Annotated in this window: 22 protein-coding genes and 1 other RNA gene; 7 read left to right on the top strand and 16 right to left on the bottom strand. The window is 37.3% G+C overall.

Annotated features, from left to right (window positions below):
- Window positions 1–24 precede the first annotated feature (24 nt).
- Genes rfbC through rfbB form a run of 3 tightly spaced genes read left to right on the top strand, consistent with a single transcriptional unit; the run spans window position 25 to window position 2,540 of the window.
- On the top strand, window positions 25–570 hold the full coding sequence (gene rfbC, locus ACXAFQ_RS13850) for a dTDP-4-dehydrorhamnose 3,5-epimerase (RefSeq protein WP_474823447.1): 546 nt from the start codon (window positions 25–27) through the stop codon (window positions 568–570).
- Window positions 571–579: 9 nt separating this feature from the next.
- Window positions 580–1,458, top strand: coding sequence for a dTDP-4-dehydrorhamnose reductase (rfbD, locus tag ACXAFQ_RS13845; protein WP_474823442.1), 879 nt, complete (start codon window positions 580–582; stop codon window positions 1,456–1,458).
- Complete coding sequence (gene rfbB, locus ACXAFQ_RS13840) at window positions 1,455–2,540, top strand: dTDP-glucose 4,6-dehydratase (protein ID WP_474823437.1); 1,086 nt, start codon at window positions 1,455–1,457, stop codon at window positions 2,538–2,540. The genes rfbD and rfbB overlap by 4 nt, the downstream gene beginning before the upstream one ends.
- 9 nt (window positions 2,541–2,549) lie before the next feature.
- Here rfbB and ACXAFQ_RS13835 read toward each other — a convergent pair whose 3' ends face one another.
- Both ACXAFQ_RS13835 and ACXAFQ_RS13830 read right to left on the bottom strand, forming a co-directional pair.
- The gene (locus tag ACXAFQ_RS13835) at window positions 2,550–3,650 is read right to left on the bottom strand and encodes an acyltransferase family protein (RefSeq protein WP_474823433.1); all 1,101 of its coding nucleotides are present in this window, start codon (window positions 3,648–3,650) and stop codon (window positions 2,550–2,552) included.
- Between the two features lie 18 nt (window positions 3,651–3,668).
- Window positions 3,669–4,493 carry a glycosyltransferase family 2 protein gene (locus ACXAFQ_RS13830; protein ID WP_474823430.1) on the bottom strand — a complete coding sequence of 275 codons (825 nt, stop codon included), beginning with the start codon at window positions 4,491–4,493 and terminating at the stop codon, window positions 3,669–3,671.
- 103 nt (window positions 4,494–4,596) lie between these two features.
- Between ACXAFQ_RS13830 and ACXAFQ_RS13825 the strand changes: the two genes are divergently transcribed.
- Window positions 4,597–5,043 (top strand): hypothetical protein, encoded by a 447-nt coding sequence (locus tag ACXAFQ_RS13825; RefSeq protein ID WP_474823426.1) that lies wholly within the window; start codon window positions 4,597–4,599, stop codon window positions 5,041–5,043.
- Window positions 5,043–5,540: a glycosyltransferase gene (locus ACXAFQ_RS13820; protein ID WP_474823421.1), complete on the top strand. Its 498-nt coding sequence runs from the start codon at window positions 5,043–5,045 to the stop codon at window positions 5,538–5,540. The genes ACXAFQ_RS13825 and ACXAFQ_RS13820 overlap by 1 nt, the downstream gene beginning before the upstream one ends.
- On the opposite strand, the gene ACXAFQ_RS13815 is transcribed toward ACXAFQ_RS13820, so the two are convergent.
- From ACXAFQ_RS13815 to ACXAFQ_RS13760, 12 genes are all read right to left on the bottom strand, one after another.
- On the bottom strand, window positions 5,537–6,085 hold the full coding sequence (locus tag ACXAFQ_RS13815) for an acyltransferase (protein ID WP_474823419.1): 549 nt from the start codon (window positions 6,083–6,085) through the stop codon (window positions 5,537–5,539). The two genes, ACXAFQ_RS13820 and ACXAFQ_RS13815, sit on opposite strands and share 4 nt — an antisense overlap.
- Entirely contained in the window at window positions 6,085–7,572 is a 1,488-nt protein-coding gene (locus ACXAFQ_RS13810; protein ID WP_474823415.1) for an oligosaccharide flippase family protein, read from the bottom strand. The genes ACXAFQ_RS13815 and ACXAFQ_RS13810 overlap by 1 nt, the downstream gene beginning before the upstream one ends.
- A 17-nt stretch (window positions 7,573–7,589) precedes the next feature.
- A complete protein-coding gene (locus ACXAFQ_RS13805; RefSeq protein ID WP_474823410.1) occupies window positions 7,590–8,045 on the bottom strand; it encodes an acyltransferase in 456 nt (151 codons plus the stop codon).
- Complete coding sequence (locus ACXAFQ_RS13800; protein ID WP_474823405.1) at window positions 8,035–8,967, bottom strand: glycosyltransferase family 2 protein; 933 nt, start codon at window positions 8,965–8,967, stop codon at window positions 8,035–8,037. Before ACXAFQ_RS13800 ends, ACXAFQ_RS13805 begins: the two co-directional genes overlap by 11 nt.
- Entirely contained in the window at window positions 8,968–9,981 is a 1,014-nt protein-coding gene (locus ACXAFQ_RS13795; protein WP_474823402.1) for a hypothetical protein, read from the bottom strand.
- A 214-nt stretch (window positions 9,982–10,195) separates the two neighbouring features.
- Window positions 10,196–12,400 carry a GumC family protein gene (locus tag ACXAFQ_RS13790; protein WP_474823399.1) on the bottom strand — a complete coding sequence of 735 codons (2,205 nt, stop codon included), beginning with the start codon at window positions 12,398–12,400 and terminating at the stop codon, window positions 10,196–10,198.
- Between the two features lie 14 nt (window positions 12,401–12,414).
- Window positions 12,415–12,942 carry a polysaccharide biosynthesis/export family protein gene (locus tag ACXAFQ_RS13785; RefSeq protein WP_474823395.1) on the bottom strand — a complete coding sequence of 176 codons (528 nt, stop codon included), beginning with the start codon at window positions 12,940–12,942 and terminating at the stop codon, window positions 12,415–12,417.
- On the bottom strand, window positions 12,939–14,102 hold the full coding sequence (locus tag ACXAFQ_RS13780) for a hypothetical protein (RefSeq protein ID WP_474823391.1): 1,164 nt from the start codon (window positions 14,100–14,102) through the stop codon (window positions 12,939–12,941). Before ACXAFQ_RS13780 ends, ACXAFQ_RS13785 begins: the two co-directional genes overlap by 4 nt.
- 14 nt (window positions 14,103–14,116) lie before the next feature.
- Window positions 14,117–15,526, bottom strand: a complete 1,410-nt coding sequence (locus ACXAFQ_RS13775; protein ID WP_474823386.1) for a right-handed parallel beta-helix repeat-containing protein — start codon at window positions 15,524–15,526, stop codon at window positions 14,117–14,119.
- A gap of 101 nt (window positions 15,527–15,627) precedes the next feature.
- Window positions 15,628–17,571, bottom strand: a complete 1,944-nt coding sequence (locus ACXAFQ_RS13770; RefSeq protein WP_474823382.1) for an acyltransferase family protein — start codon at window positions 17,569–17,571, stop codon at window positions 15,628–15,630.
- 6 nt (window positions 17,572–17,577) lie between these two features.
- A complete protein-coding gene (locus ACXAFQ_RS13765) occupies window positions 17,578–20,214 on the bottom strand; it encodes an AMP-binding protein (RefSeq protein ID WP_474823377.1) in 2,637 nt (878 codons plus the stop codon).
- Window positions 20,215–21,612, bottom strand: a complete 1,398-nt coding sequence (locus tag ACXAFQ_RS13760) for an undecaprenyl-phosphate glucose phosphotransferase (RefSeq protein WP_474823373.1) — start codon at window positions 21,610–21,612, stop codon at window positions 20,215–20,217. It lies immediately after the preceding gene.
- Between the two features lie 635 nt (window positions 21,613–22,247).
- Here ACXAFQ_RS13760 and ACXAFQ_RS13755 point away from each other — a divergent pair.
- Together ACXAFQ_RS13755 and ACXAFQ_RS13750 are read left to right on the top strand one after the other, a co-directional pair.
- A complete protein-coding gene (locus tag ACXAFQ_RS13755; RefSeq protein ID WP_474823369.1) occupies window positions 22,248–22,949 on the top strand; it encodes a hypothetical protein in 702 nt (233 codons plus the stop codon).
- Window positions 22,946–24,289, top strand: coding sequence for an O-antigen ligase family protein (locus ACXAFQ_RS13750; protein WP_474823364.1), 1,344 nt, complete (start codon window positions 22,946–22,948; stop codon window positions 24,287–24,289). Before ACXAFQ_RS13755 ends, ACXAFQ_RS13750 begins: the two co-directional genes overlap by 4 nt.
- Before the next feature lie 173 nt (window positions 24,290–24,462).
- On the opposite strand, the gene ACXAFQ_RS13745 is transcribed toward ACXAFQ_RS13750, so the two are convergent.
- Together ACXAFQ_RS13745 and rnpB are read right to left on the bottom strand one after the other, a co-directional pair.
- On the bottom strand, window positions 24,463–25,800 hold the full coding sequence (locus ACXAFQ_RS13745) for a PKD domain-containing protein (RefSeq protein WP_474823361.1): 1,338 nt from the start codon (window positions 25,798–25,800) through the stop codon (window positions 24,463–24,465).
- Window positions 25,801–26,033: 233 nt separating this feature from the next.
- Window positions 26,034–26,383: RNase P RNA component class A (rnpB, locus tag ACXAFQ_RS13740), an RNA gene on the bottom strand.
- Window positions 26,384–26,413 lie beyond the last annotated feature (30 nt).

Here is a 26,413-nt window from a genome sequence, read left to right as displayed (position 1 = left end):
TTGAATAATTGGAAGCAGCATTACATGCAAGTAGTAACCACCGACATCCCGGATGTCAAAATCATAGAGCCGCGTGTCTTTGGTGACGAGCGCGGCTTTTTTCTTGAAACCTTCCGCACTGACTGGTTCAAACAGGAATGTGCCGATGTGGATTTCGTGCAGGATAACCACTCTAAATCCAAGCAGGGCATTCTTCGTGGCTTGCACTATCAGCTAGAACAGACGCAGGGTAAATTAGTCCGTGTTGTTAGCGGTGAAGTTTTTGATGTGGCCGTGGATATGCGAAAAGGCTCGCCGACGTTCGGCAAATGGGTTGGCGTGTTACTGTCTGCTGAAAATAAGCGTCAGTTGTGGGTGCCAGCCGGTTTCGCGCACGGCTTTTATGTGACCAGCGAATCGGCTGAGTTCGTGTACAAGTGTACCGATTACTATCATCCAGACAGTGAAGTTTCCGTGAAGTTTGATGATCCGACTATCGGCATCGACTGGCCTCTGGTAAATGGTGAGGCACCGTCGCTGTCTGCAAAAGATACGGATGGCCTTGCCTTTACCGACGCACCGACATTCTAAGGAAAGCCCATGACGATTGTAGTGATAGGGAAGTCCGGGCAGTTAGCGTATGAACTGCAAAAGGCAGGCGGTGATGACATTGTTTGTCTGGGTCGTGATGATATTGACATCACGAATCCAACCGCGCTCACCGAAAAGCTGGACAGTCTTAAGCCTGACGCCATCATCAATGCTTCTGCGTACACCGCGGTAGATAAAGCCGAATCCGAACCGGAAGCGGCAGCGCTGATTAACACGCAGGCCGTGGCAAATCTCACTGACTACTGCAAAGCTAACGGCATCTTTTTGGTACACGTGTCTACCGACTATGTATTCAATGGTAAGAAAGGTTCTCCCTACACGGTGGATGACACCATCGAGCCTCAAGGCGTGTACGGCAAAACCAAAGCTGATGGCGAGAAAGCGCTTCTTAACACCATCCCGGATACATGCTGTTTAATTCGCACTGCCTGGGTGTATTCCACTCATGGCAATAATTTCGTAAAGACCATGCTGCGCCTGATGGCTGATAAACCGCAGCTTACCGTGATTGATGACCAGATTGGCTCGCCCACGCTGGCTAGCGGCCTGGCACAGGCTTGCCTGTATGCGGCACAAAACAAAACAGCGGGTGTATTCCACTGGACTGACGAAGGCGTTACCAGTTGGTATGACTTTGCACTGGCCATACAGCAACTGGCTGTTGAAAAAGGCCTGCTGGAAAGCAGAATTCCTGTACTGCCCATCCCGTCGTCTCAATATCCAACACCGGCCAAGCGACCGCACTACAGTGTGCTGGATAAAACCCTGACCCGTGAGACTTTTTCTTCACTGCGACCCACACACTGGCGTGAGCAACTGTCTGCCATGCTGGATGCACTGAAAGCACAACAGAGCAACGAACAATGAGCAAAACCATTTTAGTCACCGGCGGTGCCGGCTTTATCGGTTCGGCGGTGGTCCGTCACCTGATTAACGATACCGACCATACGGTAATCAACTTGGATAAACTGACGTACGCCGGTAACCTGGAGTCACTGACTACCGTGTCAGACAGTGACCGTTACGCTTTTGAGAAAGTGGATATCTGCGACGCCGAGGAAGTAAAGCGTGTCTTCACTGCTCACCAGCCAGACGTCGTGATGCATCTGGCAGCAGAATCCCATGTTGACCGCTCTATCGACGGCCCAGGTGAATTCATCCAGACCAATGTAGTCGGAACTTACACATTGCTGGAACAAGCCCGTGCTTACTGGTCAAAGCTTGAAGGTGATAAGAAAGACGGCTTCAAATTCCACCACATCTCCACCGATGAAGTATATGGCGACCTGCCACATCCGGATGAAGTTGAGCCAGGCACAGAACTGCCACTGTTTACTGAAACAACGCCGTATGCACCGAGCTCCCCGTATTCTGCGAGTAAAGCGTCTTCCGACCAGCTGGTTCGCGCTTGGCTGCGTACCTACAAGCTGCCAACACTGGTGACTAACTGCTCAAACAATTACGGCCCGTATCATTTCCCGGAAAAGCTCATCCCGCTGGTAATCCTGAATGCACTCGCTGGTAAAGACTTACCTGTTTACGGAAAAGGTAATCAAATCCGTGATTGGTTGTTTGTGGAAGACCACGCCCGTGCATTGGTCGTGGTAGCCCTGAACGGTGAAATCGGCGAAACCTACAACATCGGTGGTCACAACGAGAAGCAGAACATCGATGTGGTGAAAACCATCTGTACCATTCTGGATGATGTGAAGCCGAAAGAAACCAAATACGCGGAACAAATCACCTACGTAACAGACCGCCCGGGACACGACATGCGCTACGCTATCGATGCATCTAAAATTCAGAAAGAATTGGGCTGGACGCCCCAGGAAACCTTCGAAACTGGTATCCGCAAAACTGTGGAGTGGTATCTGAACAATGAAGCCTGGTGGAAAGCCGTACTAGATGGCAGTTATCAAGGCGAGCGGTTAGGAACAAATAAGCCATAAATAGCTAAACTATACTTTTTTTGCGGAGCTACCAAATAAAAACCTTAAGACATTTGATTTCTCAATGAAAAAACAAAAAGCAACACAAAAAAGAAAAGTAACAAGACAAATAAAGATAAATTGATAGAAAACAGAAAGCCTAAAATTAACCAGAAAAGCACTAACGCAAATGATAATTGGATGGTGCAGCAGATAAATAGAAAAAGCATTTTTTGAGAAATATCTTGAGGCACCAGACGGCCTGTCAAAATAAATCTTGAAAATAGAAAAGACAGTCTGGGACATAAAAATTGAAGAAAAAGCACCTAAAATTAGTAAATAATGTCTGTAGTCTGTAGACTGCGAAGAAAAAAGGTAGCTATAAGATAGAGAGCTAACGACTCCGAAAGTCGCAGAGAAAATATTAAAACGCAGAAACTTTTCTAGTAACTTAAGCCTCACACATACAAGCAAACCAATTAAAAAATAAGGTAGATAATATAAAAAGTTACGAAGGCTAAAATAATTACCAAAAAAACTAAGCGGAACTGTCCGGCCTATATTAAAAATCAGTATTTTCCAGGCAGCTATAAATATACTGATAAGTAACAAACAAAAAAAAGTATTCGTTACTTTAATTTTCATAAAAGAAAGAGATTTTTGCTTAGAAAAAAAACCCCATGAAATAGCTAAAAATATTGACATCATAATGATCGGAGGTAAGAACCAGAGATGCCCAATACTATGCCCTGCACCGGAGGTCATAAGCCCATAAAAGTGAGAAACAAATAACTCAAAACTTGAATCTATAAAACTTAAAAAGAAGTTTTGAATTGTAACAAGTATTAGTACACCGGTAAGAAAAGGAACACCTAACCTAACAATCCGCTGCTTAATCCAACTTTCTCGAGATCTCCGACTCAGTATAAGAGCTGAAAAAAAACCAGCGATTATGAAAAATGCGGGCATTCTAAAACTGTTTACAATCCCACAGAAATAAGAGAATAAAAGATAACTCTGATCAGAATTCACAGACCAACGAACAGTAGAATAAACTAGAGCTGCATGATATGGAATTCCCAAAATCATCAAAACAGCGCGAGCAGAATCGAGAAAGTAATATCTATCCATAGCAAAAATACATTTGAATCATCGAGAAGACCTATCTGACTCCCATTTATAATTATCAATAGTTTTGTATTGTAACTTAGCTCGTAGTCTAAAAATAGCGACAAACGCAACATAAATACATGCAGAAAAAAAACTTTTTGACAAAAATAAAGGACGTAAAGAATTTTTATAATTAACGACTGGAAGATGTTTATAAAGTGAATTATCTCTAATCTGCATGGTACCTAAACGAGAGCGAGTCTTTATCTTAATTAATGACCATATATCTTTAGGTGCATTCACATAAACAAAAGCATTGGGAACATTTGAAATTTCTGACTCTTTAAACTGACTACGAACGAAATTATCATCAGCTATTACATCGGGAAAAATATCAAATCTCTTTCTAGACTCTTCACTAATTACGTAGGTACAAGTTGCGATAACCCCCTGCTTAACATAAGGCAATTTTAACCATATATTATAAAAACAACGAACAAGTAGAGGACTCAAACTAGTATCTATAACAGGTGAGGGAGAAAGAAGCTTTTTGCCAGTTTCTTCAAAAAACATCACTGTGCTAGATATTGCGCTTTCAGAAAGACTGCAGTCAGCATCTAGATAGAAAACAGGCCATTCGGTAACGAAAGTCTCAGCGATATTAATTGCGTTGGTTTTTGACGGTTTATCTATATTAAGGCATTTGATATTAGGATATTTTGACAAGACTAGCTCATAAGTACGATCGTCACACCCATTACAAGCAACAATTACATTAGAAAAATCTATTTGACCTTCCAGACTAGATAAACAATGTAAAATGTTAGACTCTTCATTATGGGCAGGGATAATAACAGATGGCATAAAAACCTCAAAATATTTATCAATTTTTAGGTGAATAATTACTGGATGAATTGTATATTAAATAATAAAATAAAGCTATTATATCTAGACAAAGTTCTTAAATATGAAAATTAAAGTATTGGCAGTAGCGTCAGGTGGTGGTCACTGGAAACAGTTAATGGTTTTGAGTGAGTCTTTTGGTGAAAATGTACATTACGTGACAACAATTGATGGACTACCGCAACAAGAAAAAATATCTGCATTTTCAATTGTTAAAGATTGTAACAAGGAAAACTTGTACAAGTCATTTAGTACGATTTTCAATATATATAGAATAATTAGAAGAGAAAGACCACAAATAATTATTAGCACAGGAGCTGCTCCGGGTCTCATCGCAATATTTATAGGTCGTATTATATTCAGAAAGAAGTGTATTTGGATAGATAGTATTGCTAATAGTGAAAAACTGTCACTTGCTGGACGACTTGCAAAATTTGCAGCAAATGAAGTCTTGACTCAATGGGAACATTTAAAAACTGAAAAAGTTAATTACCACGGAGGAATCTATTGATGACCAATATTTTTGTTACTGTAGGGACTCAATTGCCTTTTGTAAGGCTAATCGAAATAATCAATGAGTGGTCAATGAATGAACAAGTGAATATTATCGCACAAACGTGCGGTTCAGAGTGTAATTCTGAAAATATTCAAGTAATCGACTTTTGTTCGCCTAGTAGGTATCAAGAAATAATCAAGAATACAGATATAATAATTGCTCATGCTGGCATGGGAACCATAATCTCCGCTCATGAAAATAACATACCAGTAATCGTCTTTCCACGTCGATATGAGTTAAATGAACATCGAAATGACCACCAAATAGCTACAGCTAATAAATTTACAAATACAGATGGCGTCTATGTTGCTTATGAAAAATCAGAATTGATTTCTTTACTCAATAATGTAGATAAGCTAAAGCCAGCAGAAGTAATCTGCAACAAAAATAGATTGAAGATTTTAAGTTATATAAAAAACATCATAGATAATGAAAATAAAATCCTTGCTTAGAATTTTTTTATAATTTTGGCTGGGACGCCAGCCGCCATTGTATTACTAGTAATAGACTTTGTGACTACAGAACCTGCAGCAATTACACAATTATCACCAATTTCAACCCCAGGTAAAACTTTAACACCTGTTCCTAACCAAACATTATTACCAATTACTACTTGCTTACAATCTACACTGACGGAAGAGTCAACAATAGTACCATCAGACTCCCTCACCCTGTTTTCACCAGTTAGAAAACAATACTGACCGAACCGAACATTATTTCCAATTTTGACTGGACCAATAATTATATTGCCAATGCCGAGATTAGAATTGCAACCGAGTGCAACGTCACCGTGAAAAGTATTCACGACGGCGTAATCTTCGATAAAACAACCCTCAGATAAATAAAGTTTAGAACCTTTAGGAACGCTATCAATTCTTGCTTTTAATGAGATAGAATTTTTCCCACGACGAACAACCATAAAGCGAGCACGTAAACGAATAGCGAAACAATACAAGAATTTAATTATATCTCTAATAAGCAATAGAATTGATGACATTAAAGTAATCTCGATTTAAATATCGTTACAGCCTTAATAAAGTGCGACCTGAATATCATAGCCAACAAAAATAGCGAGGTGACTGTACAAAAAATGAAACCCATAAGTAATTTGACTATATCAGAATCAGTATATGAACTTAAAAAGCTATAGAACAAAAAAGTAGTCACAACGTATAAAAAAATGAATAAATAAAGTTGGGATATCACTTTAAGATATCTACGTTTACTTAAATTCAGATAGCCTAAAACGGAAAATGAAAATAGCACATGATAAATAAAAGAACCTACAAACATAGAGATTGGTACAAATTCTAGGCCTAAACTTGCACCAATAAGGACTGACAATAAAAGTATTGAAAAACTAGCATAAGACCACTTGACTAACATTTGAGGCTTACCAGAGCCTAAAACTCCCCATTCAAATACAGAATCTAATGCATATGTAATACTTACAAGAGAGAGTATCGAAAGAAAATATGCCGCCGGAAGCCATTCATTTCCTAAGACTATTGAAATAAGTTCATTAGCATAAACGGAAGCAAAGAGCATAAATGTTGTTATAATAATTGTCAAAATAGATAATATATTGAAAAAACTATTCTCAAATTCGGACTGATCTCTAATTTTATCCGATAAGAAAGGAATAATCGCACCAGCAACAGGCGCCAAAAGTTGAATGGCAGGCAAAAACATAATACTAACCGCCATACTATAAAACCCCAAATCTTGGGTAGTAAAAAATATACCAACTATAATTTTGTCAAAATTTCTAGAAAGTACATTTATAACTCTGTAAACAATTACAGAAGATCCAAAATCAATTATGAATTTGTACTTACTAAATTCCAACTCAGGAAGAGACGGCCTCCATTTTGAAATTAGGTTGATAGCAACGGAATGGGCAAATACCCGTACAACGGGTATAGATGCGATAGCCCAGTAACCAAAACCAGAGTAGGCCAATGCTATAGGTATGATTGAAGCGCAAGTTGCAGCTATAATTTCGGAAATACCAAAAAAATCTTGCCTATGATATCTTTTTACAAATGCATTATGGCAAATAGTGAAACTTGTGAGAAAGATAGCAATGGATAAAAATAAACTTAGATTAAATATCTCGGGATGTCCGTAGAAAAATCCCAAAGTTATTCCGAAAACTATGAAAATAAGTCCAACAATGACAATAAAAAGTAAGCTGAACCAAAAAACTCTCGAAAGTTCAAGATGGTCTATTTTTGCTTTTTGAAGTATGAACGAAGTTGTTCCTACATCAGCAAATACAAGGAAAAAAGCTACAAATGGTAAGACTAGATTTACTAAACCAAAATCTTCCGGAGAAAGAAGACGAGCTAGTACTATAGCTGTACTAAGGCTAGCAATTAGTCTGACTGCACCAGATACTACATTTACAGAAGCTCGAAGCGCAAGATTCCCATTTAATCTTGTTAATGAGTTTTGAGTCCATGCAGGTAAGGCTTTTTCCATAAAACATTAAATTCCAATTATGTGTTTTTAATAATGCCAAGTTTACCGGTACTAACAGGTTTAATAATCTTAGCGGGATTTCCTGCAATTAGAACATTATCACTGAAAGATTTAGTCACGACTGCCCCCGCGGCAACAACCACATTATTGCCTAGATTGACACCAGGCAAAATTAGTGAATTTGCACCTATGAAACAACAATCACCAATGATTACCGAGCTATGAAGATTTCTCGCCATATCATGTGTAAGTATAGTAGAACCAAAAGCTAGATAACTATAATTCCCGATTACAACACCTTTAGGATTTGTTTTATCTAAATTCGATTTTAAAGAAATTTTAGTACCCTCCCCGATAGTCATACCTAATATTTTTCTTAGAAAAAATATTCGAATATCAAGAATAAAATATCGAATTGTTACATTTAAAAGCCACCACATTTTGTTCTTTAACCAAGAGAATTTATTTTTCACTTCTGTAACCCTTGCTCCAATCTGAACGTTCGTTTAAAACCTTATTCCATTGCTTACAGGCTGCAGAATTATAACCTTTAAATAAACTAAGCAAATATTTATTGAGAACATAAAATTTCAAAAGGTTAATATTTACCTTTCGCGCAAATTTACTATCATAACGGAGCGATAGCTCGGACTTCCCTTTCATAAGTTTGACTAACTTTGAAGAAAACTCAGAATGACTGGCTCCCCCCTTATGAATAATCTTGGCATTTGAGCAAACTTTGGGACGAAAGCCTAATAATTTCGCCTTATAGCAAAAGTCCGCCTCCTCTGCGTACATAAAGAAAGACTCGTCTAAGCCCCCCAATTCGTTCCACAATTTCTTGGTGGTAAGGAAAAAACAGCCAGAAATGATATCTACAGTCTTGTCGGAATTTCTATTCCATCCACCATAATTATTTCTGTTAAAAAAAGCGCTATTTTTGAATAGTAACGAAAGGCCAAGTGCAGAGAAGAGCAGATCGCGCGTGTTTTGATGATGCCACGCGTGTTGAGTGTTAACACTTCCATCTTCCTCGACGGTCACCCCTCCCCAGATATTATTTTCCGGATTAGACCGGGCAAAGGCAAGTAAACGCGATACAGCGTCATCTAGTATTAACGTGTCGGGATTTAGTAAGAGGATATACTGTCCCTGAGATTTACTAACACCTAGATTCACCCCTGCTGCGAAACCAGAGTTCTCTGGAGATAGATAAAAAAATATGCGTTCCATTTCTTCGAATTCATCCTTCAGTATTTCATAAGAATTATCCGGGGAAGCATTATCAATAATTATTACTTCGTAATCTTCTTCTAAATTACTATTTACTAGTGACTTAAGACAATTACGAGTTAGTTCTAGAGTGTTATATGAAACGAGTATAATGGAGAGCATCTATTTTTCCGTCCTTGATAAGTTTTTATTGTGCACATTTACTAAGCCAATTATGAAGCCAATGAATAAATATGTAATTGGATGCACTCGATCGAAGAAATCTACCGTTGCCGACCCTAAAAGCAAAGATGCGAAACTAAAATAAAAGGTCATAGCTAGTTTATTTCCAGTATTAATATAAGTCCTAAAAACTTTTACTAAAACTAATATCCAAACACACAGTAAGATGTATGTAGAATATAAACCGTTCATCAGAAAAGCACTTAACCAATAAGAATCGACACTTTGAATCATCCACCAAGGTCTAGTCCACTTTGAGTTACTTGCCATGCCAAAGAAAGAATACCTTAAAACGTCATCCCATGCATGAAACCATTGCAAGTAGCGATAGTACGCAGTGTGTGGGTTTAAACTTACATTCAATATTAGAAATAGTAATGCGCCCTTCGCAGTAAAGAGTTGCAAGCCGGCAAGTATCGTACATGCAATAACGAAAACGTATTTACGAAAAAAAGGTAACAGTGTATTAATTCTTTCAAGTAAATATAATCCAAATTGCATCAACAACATAAGATACGCAACGGAACTTACAGCCACTATAACTGCAGTGAGTAAGCCTGAAAGAAGCAATAATCTACGCCACCCCTTAAAGTATAAAAAAACAAATGGGACGAATGTTGCAGCAACGATTGCATATAAAATTGGATGTGCGAAGACCGTACTACTTCTATGCATATTCATTCTTATATAAGAATCAGAAAGCTGCTCTAAATATTCACTACCTGCCAATTCACCAAAAAAAACATGGAAATAACGATAGCCTGTAATAGCCTCATCTATCCCGAAGGGTGCTAGGAAAAGAAAAATACATGCAACAACCGTGATAAAAGATTTGAAAGATACATAATTTTTCTCTAAAGCAATTCTTCCCAGGTAAAAAGATACGAAAACTTCTAAAAAAAGAATCAACCCGCTTTGTATGCCAGAAGAGCCCTTAACATAAATAAAAGACACTACACACCATAAGCAATAAGCTAATAGCAAATATTCAACAAATCCTGGACGAATATCCCTAATAAACCTGCAAACAATAAAAAAAGAGATAATTAGGCATATCCTGTATATTTCAAATCTAACCTCTCCAAGTAAGAAGTAAAATTCAGCTGGTATAACCAGGCACAAAAAATAAAATATACAAAATCTAATATAGTTCACGAATATGTACCAATCAGATACTAGCCTTTTTCACCGGACTACTATAGTAGTCTGGATAATCTTTAACATACTCATCAAAATAATAGTCAGGTACTTTATTAGCAACGATACCATCCACTCTAATTTTACTATTTCTGATTGATGAGAAAGCTTTTCTGACATGCCCTTTTTTAGTGTTTTCAACATCAATAACGTGAACACAGCAGTCGACTGAATTTGACAGTACTAATGAATCACTTACCAAATTTATTGGGGCAGTATCAAGAATAATGTAATCAAAGTTCTCTTTTAAATTTGCAATAACTTCTACACATTCCTGAGACGATAGAAGCTCAAGTAAGTTTTCAGAAAATTGACCATTCGGAATGTATGACAAATTGTACTGCTCTAACTTAACTATAACTTCTTCGACATCGTGTGTACGAGCAATTAGATCAGTTAATCCTGGTTTAGCGGGATCTGCTAGCACTTTTCTTGAAAGCGTTGGATTTCTAAGATCACAATCTATTAATAATACTCTGTGCATCTGTGCTAACGATAATGCGAAAGCCAAGCTAAATGAACTTTTGCCTTCACCAGGTAAGGCAGACGTTATCGAAATAACTTTTCTTTTTGATGCTAGGTTAGATAGTAAAAAGTTAGTTCTAATAGAACGCAGTGACTCGGTATAAAACGGATTATCATTTTCAAAATAGTATGATGGAGTTAGTACATCTGAAACCTTGTCATTAGGCAACTTACCCAGAACTTTTGCGTGAAGATCTGTCTCTATAGAATCGATATTTAAGTAATAATTATTCAAGAAAACCATCAGTAAGATACATGTAGTACCCACAAGGATAAAAAGAACAAATGCAGCTAAGACAATTAACGATTTCTTAGGCTTAATTGGGTCGTAAGGTACCTGAGCATAATCAATTATACGAGCGATTTCATTAGTAAAAGTACTTGCAATATCAAGCTCTTTAAATCGTGTATCTACCGTACCAATCATCACCTTCAATCGTTCAACTTCTGACTTTAGTCGGATATACTGATCTTCAACAGTACTAATATCTTGAAATGCATTTTGTGTGGTGTTTAATTCAGAATTTACATTTGAAAGATTTTCTTGAAGTGACTTAAGCTTAAATTCAAGATCGCCACTGACTTTAAACATCTCATTTTTAATATTTTTATCAATTTGAGTAACACTTGCTCTCGCTTCTATGATATTTGGATGTTTAGGGCCATATCTCTCCTGTAGAACCGATAACTTATTATCAGCAAGGATTTTAGTATTTCGTAATGTCTGTAAAACAGAATTATATTGAATTAGATTATTATTACTTAAAATATCTTCTAAATCTAATTCCTCAACCGACTTCAATTGGCTTTTAACTAATAAAACTTCACTTTCTAATCGATTTTTACTCTCAATTAATGATTTTAGTTTTTCGGATTGACTAATATTGATATTGTCATTTAAATCTACCAAATTTTTATTTTTTATAAAGGAATTTAACTTGGTCTGAGAAATCTCTAGTTCTTTCGCAAGTTCTATTCCCTTTTCTTTCAACCAAGAAACGGTTCTATCAGTATTATTGACCCTGTATGCTAGTTGTTGTGCAATGTATAACTCAGCAATTTTGTTTGCTATTTGAGCAGAAAGTTGAGGGGAATCAGACTCATAGCTTATTAAAATTACATTGGAACTTTTTACAGATGACAGCGTAAGATTCTGCTTAAACTTTTTTAGAAGTTTTTGTTCAGCTACAGATTGAGAGAAGAGATTGTTATCAAGATTAGTTGATTTAATTTTATTTTCATTATCTGAAAGAATTGATTTAATAAAGTTTTTGGTTAATGATTTTATTTTATAGCCTAAACCAGCAGATTCATTGAAGAATGGATGCTTTTTTAATTTCAAATCATCTATTACCTGCTGTGAAACTCTATCTGACTTCATGATCTGAAATTGAGTATTCATGTACTCGCTTTCTGATCTATCTAAAGTAAAAGGGTCAACCATACTTAGGGGCTTTATTTCTTGTGCATCAAGTTGAATTGATGCAGTAGCCGAATAGATTGATGGAAGTTTCAGCACTAAATAAGCAACAAACAATGTCAAGATAGTTGAAATTAAAAGAACTTTCCAAAAATGCTTTTTCAAAGACCTAATATAGTCAGTCATTTCGAAACTAGTTTGTACAATAGAGTTATTTGTCTCAGAATTCATAATTTATAACTACCTTAAAAAAAAGTTTCGGCAACTATGACAGTATCGCTGGGGCGTAATACAAAATCGGCAGATACGTTCTTAATGATTGATTTTTTACCACCTTCAACTCTCTCAACTTTTATATTGTCTGTGTTTGCTCGTAAACTATAGCCACCGGCTCTGGCAACAGCCTGGGTCAAAGACATATTTGGCTGAAACTCATACTGACCTGGAGATGTAACTTCACCAATTATAAAATAAGGTCTATAACTGATAATATTGACCGACACTTCAGGTTTAATGAGATAGTCCCCTTTCAACTTGTTGTAAATTAACAACTCAATATCCCTCAATGTCAGACCATCTAAATTTACTTCACCAATAAATGGGAAGCTTATATATCCATTATTACCGATCTTAAATTCAGAAGTTAAATCTGGTTCTCCCAACACAGTAATTTTGATTACATCTCCATTGGCTATTCGATAATCGTTAGCCTCTGCAATTCCAATGTATAAATTTGCAAGAAGAAAAAAGATTGTTATTACTATTCTTTTCATAATCTGTATTCCATGGAGATATAAATTTCATTTAAGTTGTATGTGTTCAGCATTGTGAAACCATTAGCATTTTTCACAACATAAGATGTGCCAAAGTTAAGTCTCTCACTAAGATTCTTTTTAAAACTAATAGAATATGTATTAATGTCTTGTGAATTCAAACTCTGACCACGTAATTCGTCCTGGCGTAGACTATAACTTAGATTGATTTGATAATCAGATGACTTCCATCGTAAACCAATCGAGGTATTTTCTGAAAGTCGGTAACTATTAGCAAATGCTGACTCTATGATTGCGCGACTATAAGAGCTATTGAAATCTAAAAAATTTGAAATCGGTTTTCTAATTTCTATGTCAGCTGTAAGGCCGTCGAAACCGGTCGAGGTATTATCAAATTTTTTACTCTTATATCCAATATTACCGCTTACTGAAAATTCATTTATTAATTTTAAGTTTGTAAAAATATTAAAGTTATAGCTTTTCGAGTCTCTATAGGTACTTTCAATACTTCTATAGTTCGTATTTCGATAACTAACTACTGTTCTTATCTCCGATTCGCTACCTAATGGAAAATAAGCACCTAGTCTTATTGTATTTTTATTATTATCTAATCTACTAAATCTTTCTCTCTGATTAGTGTACTTCTTTAAAGTTGAATCTATCCCTGCTATTAAACCTACTGTAGACGATTTTCTTGAGTAGGAATAATCTATTGTGTAATTGTTAGTTCTAAAAGTAACAGGTTCAATAGCTCTCTCTAGGTACTGGGAAATACCAGTTCCAATATTATTATGACTATTGTTATTACTGAAGTTAATTGAAACTTTATGTTTGCTGTGATCAATGATTTTACTAGCTAATTTTATAGAAGTATCTAGATATTCATAATCAGAACTTCTAGTATAAAATCTCTTTGAAAAGGATAGGTCAAAGAACATTTTTCGTTCAAAAAAGCTAGGATTAACATTTATTTTCGGAGATACTGTTGTAAAAAAGGAATCCGACTTTGAATTTTGAGATCTTAATACATTGTCGGTGTAACCTGTATTTATGTTAATTTGAGTAGTTACACGTTCCTGAGCTAATGTAAACGTACTGAAAAAACAAAGGGAAAGTATAAGAGCTTTTTCACTCTTATACTTTTCATTTTTCATGGTCATAATGGTTTTACAATTCATTGTATTGAACAGATTACCGGTTGAGGATCTTGCTCTTCTTGGATTAATTCATATGAACCAACATCAAAATTGCTGTCACGTCTAGCACCTCTAATGTCGTTCGGGCTTAGGTTCAGTGACTGATCTGAATAACCAGCATCAACCAAGCTCGAATTAGGATTTAGTTCATAGTTGAAAGTATCCGGATCCTTGAAGTAAGTATAATAATCTTCAAAATCGACTTGATAGTTTGAGGAATAAAATACGCCTTGATTTGCTTCAATTACCTTGGAAATATTATTAACTACCTTATTTCCTGTTCCGAATGTACCATTCTTATGATGATTGATTTTTATCCATGGTCTTTTGTTATCCTCGATAGGATCTATTATTGTATTATTTGCAACAATAGAATTATTACTTCCAAGTAAAGTTATTGCATTATATGTATTCGTTATAACCAGGTTATTTTCAATTCGAAAATTATTAAAAAAACCGTCAAAAAGACCAATTCCTTGAAATTCACTCTTTAATCCAGGATTTGGGTGATTATAATCGCTGATAAATGTATTGTGAGAAATTACTAAATTCTCTATTTGACCACTTCTTCCAGCCCAACTTTGGAAGCCGTCATCGTGATTTCCATCTATTTTGAAACCGTTAGCTACAAAGTTATATTCGAAATTCGAATTATCACCAAGTCCTCGCAATGCATCCCCAGAGAAATTGTAGATTGAATTATCTGTTACTACAGAATTTTCGCCTTCAGCAGATATTCCAAAACCTATATTTTTAAGAATATTTCCATCGGCCACAAAGTTTGTTGCTTCGCTACGAATACCGTCAACTACATTATCCAACCAATCTTGTTTACCCCAGTATTCTGTAGAATCAGTTGTTTTTACTACGGAATTTTTGATTGTAATATTCTTTACTGGGCCTTGCCATGAATGCTTTTCAAAAAACACTATATACCCGCCGCGCAATTTACTCCGTGAAGAATAATCATAATTAAATTCTATTCCATCAAATGACCAGTTTTTTCCACCGATCATAGATAAGCTCCCAACTATAGGTTCTTCTCCACTGGCAGCTTTTATATAAATAGTCTCGGCATTTACCATGTTGTACATTTTTAAATCACCATGATTACCAGTTTTTAATACTAATGTATCTCCAGCTTTAATTGGCGCATTTTCGTTTTTAAGAATTAGTTCATTGTTACCGTTCCAGTTGTAAGGTAATTTATACTTATTTGTAGATACCAAATCGTTCTCTAACACCTCTTGAAGCGAGGGGAAAGGATTCTCGATCGAACCATCTCCACTTAATGAACCATTTACCGGATCCAAATAGAATGTATCTGCTAGGACATTTCCTGATAGAAAACACATAGACGTTGTAAATATAAGTACCGAAGCTTTCATTTGTGACACCTTAATGGGTTATTGACTGACGCCATCAAGATTAGCAAAGATATTTTTATCAAAAATCTGCTGTACCATAATGAGTTCTCATTTTTTATACCTTAATGATCTACTTTGCTATTAAAAATGTTGATAAACAAGGGCTTGAGTTTTTTGTTACCAAATTCACTAAGATGGTCATCATCAAAATACAGTGGCCTTAAGTTATCTGTTCCATAGCAATTTTTCTCATCACAAAACGATGTAATCGGATCAGCTATGGTTATCCCACAAGAATTCGCTATTTTAGTATTAGCTCTTCTAACTTCAACACTTCTTTGGTAGTAATCATCCAATGTTATCGAGAATTCAGATACCGTATCTTCTGTCATAAACCTTTTTACCATTTCTTTTGGCACAGATACCCCCATCTCGGGAATTGGTTGAAATAGTGTTATGTGTTTATCGCCAAGGACGTCGCACAGAAGTTCTTTGGTATTCGCCTCATAGGCATTAACAATGCTCTCTTCGTTGTATCTTAAAAATCTTATTCTAGGCTTACCAACATACTCTAGAGGTCCCTCATTCTCATTATAAAGAGCCCGGTTAATTCTATTGACAAATATCAAATTTACAGACGGCGGGAGTGACTTAAGTAAATTAAAAAGTCGGTCGTTATATTTCTCGCAACCTCTAGTTGCTTCATATTCAGTAGTAACAAAATTAGGGACAGTAGGACATGAAGAACGAGCAATCATATCCACTTTCAAATGATTCTCATTTGCTGCTTGCGTAAATGCTGAAAATATTGCGTCAGCATGGCTATCGCCAATTAGTAAAAAATCTAGATTATTAATATCGGTCTTGTCTAAGCACAATTTAGGTCTATTCGAACTTGCATTTTTTTTCAAGCAAGTAAAACGAGTTTCGTTATAGTTATTTTTTTCATTAGCCGCTAAATTTAACTCATATCTCACCCGGTCATTGTTCAACTCATTTTTCTTTATCATGTTTAAAGTAATAACTAGACTAATAAATACAATAACAAGTGATGATATTAATCTTTTTTTATTTTTAGAAATGAATTTTGTTAACTTATTTTCGACTAACTCATAAGATATGTGGCCTAGCAGAATGGAGAATGAAATCCCTAGTAATATAGACAAAAAACTTTGACTTATACCTATTGTATTCATGTATACAATTATTGGCCAATGCCATAGGTAAATAGAGTACGATCGAGTGCCGGTCCATTGGATAAAAAATGTTTGCAATAATACTGAAGTATTCTCTTTCTGAACTAAAATTAATAATAGAGGCAATAATAAACCTAGTGTCAGATATCCTGGCCACAATGTTTCTGTGTCGATGAATATAGAAAAAATAACTATTGTTAAAATACATAATCTTGATATTAGCGAGTTATTTAGTTCTACTTTCTTTCTTAAATAATATGCAATCCCACCCATCAAAAATTCCCAAGTTCTCGATGGTAGCAAGAAAAAAGATGTAGTTGGTTTATTTATAGAAAGATATATTGCTAAAGCAAAAGAAAATAACGCTATCAAAACTAATAAAGTAGCTTTGCTCTTTTCTTTATATTTATGTGTTAATAAAAAAAACAAAGGATATAGGAGATAAAATTGCGCCTCTAAAGATAAAGTCCACGAATGTAGCAACCATTTCTCTTCCGATGAATCGGAAAAATATCCTGATTCCTGCCAATATTTAAAATTAGAAGTAAATTTTAGGGCTGCTAGTATTTCATCTATTAAATTATTTAAATATACATTTGGTAACGTAAACCAGCCAATTAAACAGATGACACTAACCATAGTTAAAAGGGCTGGATAGACTCGTTTTATCCTGTTCAGATAAAATCTGGTTATCGTGTATATGGTATAATTTCTGGTATTTAAGATAGCAGTCATAAGATAACCAGAAATAACAAAAAATAAATCTACTCCAACAAACCCGCCTGTCAGCCCAGGTACCTTAAAATGAAATAGAAGAACCAATAAAATAGCCCAAGCTCTTATACCATTAATATCAGTTCTATATTCCATTTTTACTTACTTCATTACTGCTTTTTTTTGAAAAATTGGTACAACTTTGCTTATGAACATGTTGTCGTAGATCCACTTTACTACAAGTGCAAATGCAAAAGAAAATATTATACTCATAATCATAGCAAGGTATTCAGGTAGTACTATAATTCCGGAATATGCAAAAAACGTCACAATTATTTGATGTGTCAGATAAACGTATAATGTTACTGAACTCAATTTTACTGCCCACAGTGAAATAGTCTTTGGAACATATATATATTGTATAAAAGATAAAAGTAATACGGATATAAGTATCTTGTAAGACATTGAGATTTCGAATGTGCCTTTTACTCCTGGATAGGTAGTTACAGTAGTGAGGATTGCTAAACTTACTATTATCGATAAAAATATTTTCTTAAAATTGTTAGCTTCTTTTATTAATGCTCCTAATATAAAGAACTGAAAACACTCAATAAATCCTCGACTTGTGTAATATGGAATTTCTTCATTTGAGTAAATTGTCATTCTAAGAATAATATTTAAAATCAGGAAAAATACTGCTGTTACAATCAAACTGTTCCAAACATTATTTTTTATAAAATATCTTGCAATATTTATCTTTGATAGTAGTGCAACAAATAATACAATTTGAAAGAAAAGACTTACGTACCAGAGGGGACCTAATAGCCACCCGCCTTCGGGCAATCTATAGTTACCAATCAGTAAATAAAACTGCCATGGAACTTCATCTCTAAGTGCGTTGTAAATTATCACCATACCAAAATACATAGGTATAATTGGTATGAGATTTGATTTTAATATTTGAGATGCATTACCTTCTTCGAAAAGTACACGCTGGTAACTGACGAAAGAAGCCCCCATTAGTATGAGTAAAATCCATGTGCCACCGTACAAAGGATATGAGGTCGCATGTTGTGCGACTATCATTGTTATAGCTAGTACCCTTAAAATGACACTCAAACTCAATGGTGATTTATTTGATTTTTTTTGACTTGTTTCTATTTTATCATTTGCGATTTGCTGTTGTAGAGAAACTAAGGGCACTTCATCCCATTTTTCAGGAACAGTTTCCAAATTCTTTTCTAAGTAAAGTTGAATTTCAAGATACGCTAAAGAATCACCGCCGTTTCTTCGAAAGGATTTAGTCAAATCAATGTTATTTTTCTTAGTTACTTTTTTAATAAATTCTATAAAATTCAAATTTATTAATTTATTCGAATTCTCTTCTGCTACTGTTCTAGCATTCTCGTCAGCTATCTCTTTTAATCTTTTATAATCTATTTTCCCACTTGGAAGTAGTGGTGTCTTATCAATTTTTATTTCTAATATTCTGTCAGTAAGTATTCCAAATTTTTCTGCAACTATCTCACTTTCGTTAGATGAATCTTCGTATCTAACAATAGCAATTAATTCTCCAGTTGAAGTTACGTTACACTTGAAACCCTCGTTTTTTAAATAATTTTCGACTTGATCTAGATTTATTCTTTTCCCATAAATTTTGACAAATCTTTTTGATCTACCAACTATTTTATAGAAACCGTTATTTTTTCTTATAGCTATGTCACCAGTTTTGAGTAATGATGTCTTTTCAAAATTTTTCAAATCTTCAAAGTTTTGAGCATAATTTAACATCACATTGGGACCTTTATAAACAAGTTCCCCAGAAACATTTTCCTCAATTATGATTTTTCCATCATCATCAATTAAACTTAGCTCACCACCAGGTATTGGAATCCCAATTGAATCTTCATTGTTTTCAAGGTCATTTGGTGGGATATAGGATATACGGGGAGATGCTTCTGTCTGGCCATACATTACAAACAGTTCAATATTATTTTTCTTGAATAGAGTATTAAAATATTGAATTTTGTCTTCGCTTAGTTTTCCACCTGCTTGTGTGACATAGCGTAAATTTTCGTACAAAGAAAAATCAATATTTAAATTTTTTAAAATTTCAAACTGATGAGGTACTAGAGCCATGCTAGTAATTTTTTCTTTATCAACGATATCCCAATAAGAATCATCCGCTATCGAGCTTGAAGTTAATACGAAACTTGCATTCGCCTGCAAATAACTATGTAAAACTGATAACCCATATGAATAGAAGAGTGGTAATGAAGAAATTGCTTTGTCTTCTTCAGTTACTGATAGATATGCTGCAATTGATTTAGCATTGCTTTGTATATTTTCGCTCGAAAGCATGACTAGTTTAGGATCACCCGTTGATCCAGACGTAGACATCAATAGTTTTACATTTTGATCAATATCTTTTTTCGTTGTAGAACTATTTGAAATTAAATTAGCTGTACCACTTTCATTTTCATATTTTATTACTAAATCTGGATTCCAGTAATCATATACTTTGTTACCCTTCTCCATTGTTCCAGGTTCGGATATGAGTACAGCATGATTTGTTGAAAGAGCTGCAAGATATGTGCATATACTGTCAACAGTAAGACTTAATTCTACTGCTATTAGTTTTTTACTTGAGCCGATTAATTTTTCTATATTTTTTTTCTGCTTCTTTACGAGCTCTTTTAAATCAGAATATGTATATTCATTTCTTTTTTCAATTAACGCTATTTGGTTTGAATCAGGCAGGTTCCAAAAAAAATCCACTTCGCTTCCCTTTTTAATCACTTAGTAAACATTTTTGCCAACAAAACCTTTAGCAAAAGTAAAAATAACAATTTTAAAATCTAACCACAGAGACCAATTTCGTATATATTCAAGGTCGTATTGCACTCTCATTTGCATCTTCTCTACCGTATCGGTTTCACCACGCCAGCCATTGACCTGTGCCCAGCCTGTGATGCCAGGTTTAATTCTGTGGCGAAGCATGTAGTATTTAACTGTTTTTCGGTACATCTCATTATGTGCGACGGCATGTGGCCGCGGACCAACAACTGACATTGTGCCTTGTAATACATTAATAAATTGAGGAAGTTCGTCGAGAGATGTACGTCGAAGGAAGGCCCCGACCTTTGTTATTCGTGTATCCCCCTTAGTAGCCTGGGTAACTTTTTCTCCATCTTCAGTCACGGACATTGAACGGAACTTCCAGACTTTGATTTTCTTACCATCAACACCGTAACGGTTTTGCTTGAAAATAACTGGCCCTTTGGACGTGAACTTCACGGCTGCGGCAATAATTAACATTGGAATTGCAATAACTGCCAGAATGCAGGTTGCGAGAAAAATGTCTTCTGCGCGTTTTATTGCTGTTGTAGCGCCACGCATAGGCGTGTCGAACACACTTATTGTTTGAAGGCTCCCTATGTTACACAAACGAGAGTGAACCATGTTGTACATAAAGAAATTTGGAACGAAGTGAACTTCTGCGTTTGTGTCGCCTAATCGGTGTAATACTTGTTCAATGCGTTTATTCGCCGTCATGGGCAGGGTAATAAACACTTGATCAAATTCACCGTTCTGTACGGCTTTAATAGCATCATTAATATTACCTTCGACAGTCATACCGTCAGGAATCGCTAACCGATCGATTTCTCTATCATCATATACACCACGTAGCATAAAACCTGTTTGTGGATTTCGTTTTAACTCGTTCGCAAGTGCCACTGCATTTTCATTCATGCCGATAATTGCAACCGAGCGACTGTTATAGCCTTTAGCACGAACCTGATATAGAAACGCGCGCATTGCCATTCGCCATGCACAAAGGAATACTGGTGCAACAAACAACCAGCCAACAACAGCGATGCGGGAGTAGTCTTCTGAGGTTTTAGTTAGGAAGAGATAGATTAGGACGATCACCGCACTGACCACCCAACTGACTACGGTATAAAAGAGCAACTCTTTTGAAGTACCCGCACGCCAAGAACGATAGATCCAGAATAGTTCGGCAGAAAGAAGATAGGTAGTACTGCCAATTAAACCGAGTAGGTGATAATGCACATCGATGGCGATACCGAAAACACTACAAGCGGCAAGCAGCGTTAACTGAATAATTAAGAAATCAACAAAACGGTATACAACAGCGAATTGATTGATATTGTTTCTAACGAAACCGTTTCCCATGACTTACCATCCTTGAATAGTGAGTGATTGATAATTGAAAGTGGGTTACTTTTGAAGTCTTGTTAGTGCACCGCTTCATCTCAAAGGCACTAACGCAATTTCAATACCAACTTTAAATTGCCGATTACTCTTGTACATTCCGTTGTAACTTTCTTACAGAAACCTAAAAAAATTCACTGACAAGTGAACCTTTTCCGCAACTTTACCATAAGAATCTGCTTAATCGACAATATACATCATTAATTTTTACTAGAAGCATATTCTTGCTTCATTTGTCTTTTTGTAAAGAAAATTGACACTTTTACACTTCATGGTCAGACCATTTACATTAAGATCACAGCATTAAAAATTACTTATTACATTATTTGCTTGGAATGCATGCACACTCATAACGCATAAACTTAGCTTCTGTAACTACACTATCTATTAGCAATAAAAAACAATAACTTAGTAAGTATTGCATCGAACCAAATTTATTTTCGACTAGATCATAATCAAAATTAACATGTAAATTATCGTGACAAAAAGAGGATACACGTTTCGCTTTCGGTTTTGAGCATTAACTTTTATGCATGATGATGCGATGACATACCATCTCACAACACTGTTACAGAAATACTGACAATGGCGGGCAAATGAGAATCGAAGTAAATAAGGTTTTTCAGATACTTATTTCTATATTGGCTGTATGCTTTGGCTTGTTTTGTGTGCAGTCGTCACTAAAAATTTATGGCATCGATTTCGATATAGAGCCTAATAAAAGTGAGCTAGCACCGCTCCCGAATCACCTTTTAAGCGTTTCTGATGATGCGAACATAGTTTCTACGGACGACTCACTTGCTACGAATAAAAAGGAACTTGATAAAACCATAATTAGGTTAAAAAACAACCTAAATGCATTATCCAATGGTGCGTCGAATAATAACCAAAATGGTGCAGAGCAAGATTTTGGTGCATTGACAAAAATCTATCACATACAACCAACGGGTTACTTGGCCTTACCTCTCGAAGTGCTCAGAGCTGAAGTGAATGGGGTTCCCCCTTCATCCACTTTCAATACGATAAGAGCGCGACTCCCACTAGGGCTTCACGAAGAAGAAACGCAACGCTATGTTGGCCCTTACATAATTCATCACTGGAACGTGCTTCCAGAGGATATTCAGTCGATGAGCTTGCCCATGCTCCAAAGTGGTTTACGGCAGGCACCAACCCGACAGGTGCTACTAGATGCAATGGCGTCTTCTGGCAATGTCGCTCCTTTTATGTCGTTATCGCCGAACCGAAAAACATCTGAGGCAATGAAGTCGCTGCTACAAAATGTGGATATAACCGAATGACGCTTAATCGCCTGCACACGCCATTAATATGTTGTTTCTCCGTTTTTTTTATTGTGCTTCCCTGGCTACATGGCCTTGATTTAGCGTGGGAGCAGTTGCTGTTTGCTGGGTGTACTTTGTTGCTTTTTGCTGTGAGTATCGCAACAGTAAAAATGGGGAATGACCGACTGGTTAAGCGGACTTCCCTCGCTTTTCTGGTTTGGCTAGCGTGGTGCGCGCTCTACCTGTTAAAGCTGCCTGCTTCTGTTCTGGAGTTCATTTCACCGAAAACGCTGTATTGGTATAACCTCGGTAAGGCATCAGACTATTACTTATCGGTTTATCGCCAAGCCTCGCTGATTGAATGGTTTAAATTCCTCACAATTCCGGTTCTCTTCTGGACTATTTGGTTACTGGTGAGATCTCGACGTACGCTTTATTTTATTGCTAATGCCATTGTCGCAGGCTGCACTATCACGGCTATTTATTCTCTTATCAATTTTGCGAGTGATGGCGCATACGAAGTTGTCGGCAGCATTCAGCCATGGGATTTAGCTTGGAAAGACGGTATTCGCGGTACTTTTAGCTATAAGAATCAGTACGCTATGTATCTCGCCCTTTGCATGGCGTTGGCTGCGGGTTTGTTAACGCAAAATATTGTCAGTAGAGGTAATCGCAAATACTCAACGCTCCTAACCATACAGTTACTGCTTTTAGCGGTAACGCTCATTAATACGAGTAGTCGTGGTGCCATAGTTTCGTTAGTAGGCGGGGCGGGAATTACATTTCTGTTATTTATTTACAGAAACCGGGCATACGTTAAGCGTTTTCTTACCGCTAAATTGCTTGTTTCTGTTTTAGCTCTCTTTGTGGTTATTGGTTTTGCTTTCTCTCAATCATCCGTTTACGACCGATTTGCCAACCAGCAGCTCGAGGATAACGGTCGCACTTATTTACGGCAGACAGCGATGGGAGTGATTAGCGATCATCCATTAACCGGTTCAGGCCCTGGCACCTATCCTTTTATCCAGCACGTGTACAAGCCAATGGAGCTAGGTATTTCTAAGATGTCGAAGCGGGCGCACAACGATTACCTGGAAACGCTAGCGAGTACGGGCATCATCGGCTTCACATTGCTCGCTTTGCCTGTGGGATTGTTATTGCTGGCGACTTTTCGAAACAGGAATAATGAAGCAGATGGCTTATTAATAGGGATACGAGTAGCGATTTTAACGTTTTTAATTCAGTCCTCTTTCGATACCAACACAGGTATTTTCTTTTTACCGGTGTTGTTTATTACTGTGTTATCGCTTGGGTTTGTTATTAATATCAGAAACTCAGGTTTCACTAAACACGTCTAATTTAAGCGTTTTCACTGATGATACGGCTTTTTGTTCAGCGAGATCCCCACGCTTAACAGTTCATCTGACTAAGCACCGTTTTTTAACATAAAAAAAAGCGTGCTTAGAAAAGCACGCTTTCAATTTTAATATATTCACACAGCTAAGCGCCCTTTATTAAGAGCGCTAGACGATTACTCTACCGTAGTTCTGAACGAGAACGATGCTGTAAAGGTTTCGCCAGTTTCTTCAACCGTGAACGTGTAAGTAGGTGTCGTCACTTCGCCGTTCGTTAACGGTGAGCTTAAAGAGAACGTGACTTCTGTACCCGCTTCAATTACTTGACCGTCTTCAAGGCCATCGAAGAACGGTACAACAACGTCTTGTTGGTCGTACGCAGTGACATCTACAATGGTGTAGTCTTCGCCAATGGCTTGCAGTCTATAGGTACGAATAGCATACGACTCAGGTGTTGGGTCTTCGCTGATCACCACTTCAATATTACCACCCACAGTACTGGTTAGCGCCAGTGGGAAGTAATTATCTGTAGAACCACTCTTACGGAAGAACAGCAGCTCTGGCGTGATAGCGTCGATGCTTACCGTATCAGCAGCGCTGTCTACGGTGCCATCATTCACTACCAGCGAAGCGGTGTATTCGCCTTCAACATCTGCAACAAAGGTAGGTGCTGCTGCGGTCTCGTCACTCAGTACGGCAGTACTGCCTGAAGGTACAGTAAGTGTCCACTGACTGGTAAGGGTGTCATCGTCGGCATCAGTACTGTTATTGACTAACTGAACAGTGTCGCCAATTAGCACGCTTTGGTCGGTACCTGCGTCTGCAACTGGCGCGGTATTACCGACTACACCCGTGATGGTTACGGTATCCGCTTCACTGTCGTCAGTGCCATCGTTAACCACCAACGTAACCACGTATTCGCCGGCTACGTCTGGTGTGAACGTTGGCATCACTGAATCAGCATCAATCAGTGCTGCAGAGCTACCGTCTGGCGTCGTAGTTAGCGACCATGAATAAGTGATTTCGTCACCGTCTACGTCGTCACTGCCAGAACCATCAAGTGTTACCATTTCAGAAAGCTGTGCTTCTTGATCAACGCCGGCTTCAGCCGTTGGCGCAGTGTTAACAAACTCAGCAGTAATCACTACTTCCGTTGCAGTACTTGATGTTGTTCCATCGTTTACCACGAGTTCAAGGGTGTAATCACCCACAACATCCGGGGTAAAGGTAACAGATTCAGTTGTAGCGCTGCTCAATGCCGCTGAACTGTTAGTTGGCGCAGAGGTAATTTCCCATGCGTAGGTAAGCGCGTCGCCGTCGGCATCTGAACTGGCAGAACCGGAAACGGTAACTTCTTCACCCAGCGCTACCGTCTGAGCTGAACCTGCATTTGCTACCGGCGCCGTGTTCGCAGGAGGAACGTTACCTTCAACCGATGAACTGGAGCCGCCACCACAGCCGGTTAATCCTATTACCACTGCGGTCGCAAGAATACTTAACTTAGCGTGTCCCATTAGATCTCCTTATGGGTAAATACTTGTTGTGAGTGTTGCCGGTACACCAGCATATTGTATGCAGGGCATAACGTGCAATTTTTTTAACCGATTTGTGTACGTATTAAACCCTGAATTGTATTAGTTCTCTACAAAGATTTATTATCTTAACTAATACTTTATTATTAGCAGGAAGAGTTATTTCGGGAAATCAAAGAGATAAGAAAGTGGAGATTCTGCAAACAGAATAAAATAGTGGGAGCTGGCCATAAGCCGGGTTCTGTCGTGGGCAATCATTCCTCTAGGCCTGCAATTACTCACAGGCTCAAGCAACCTACCCGCCTTCCGTGCGGGCCGCACGTATAGAAGGCCTATTTGGTCTTGCTCCGGGTGGAGTTTACCGTGCCACAAACTGTTACCAGTTGCGCGGTGCGCTCTTACCGCACCCTTTCACCCTTACCGGCGCTTAAAGCGCTTAGGCGGTTTACTCTCTGCTGCACTGGTCGTCGGCTCGCGCCGCCCAGACGTTATCTGGCACCCTGCCCTTTGGAGCCCGGACTTTCCTCCCCTTTCTTGCGAAAGCAGCGATTGCCAGGCCAGCTCCGGCGCGCATTCTAGCAGCGAACGTTAACGG

This window comes from Alteromonas sp. ABH2_165 (assembly GCF_056159945.1).
The sequence above is the reverse complement of the archived record's forward strand: the minus strand, read 5'-3'. Positions and strand labels throughout refer to the sequence as shown.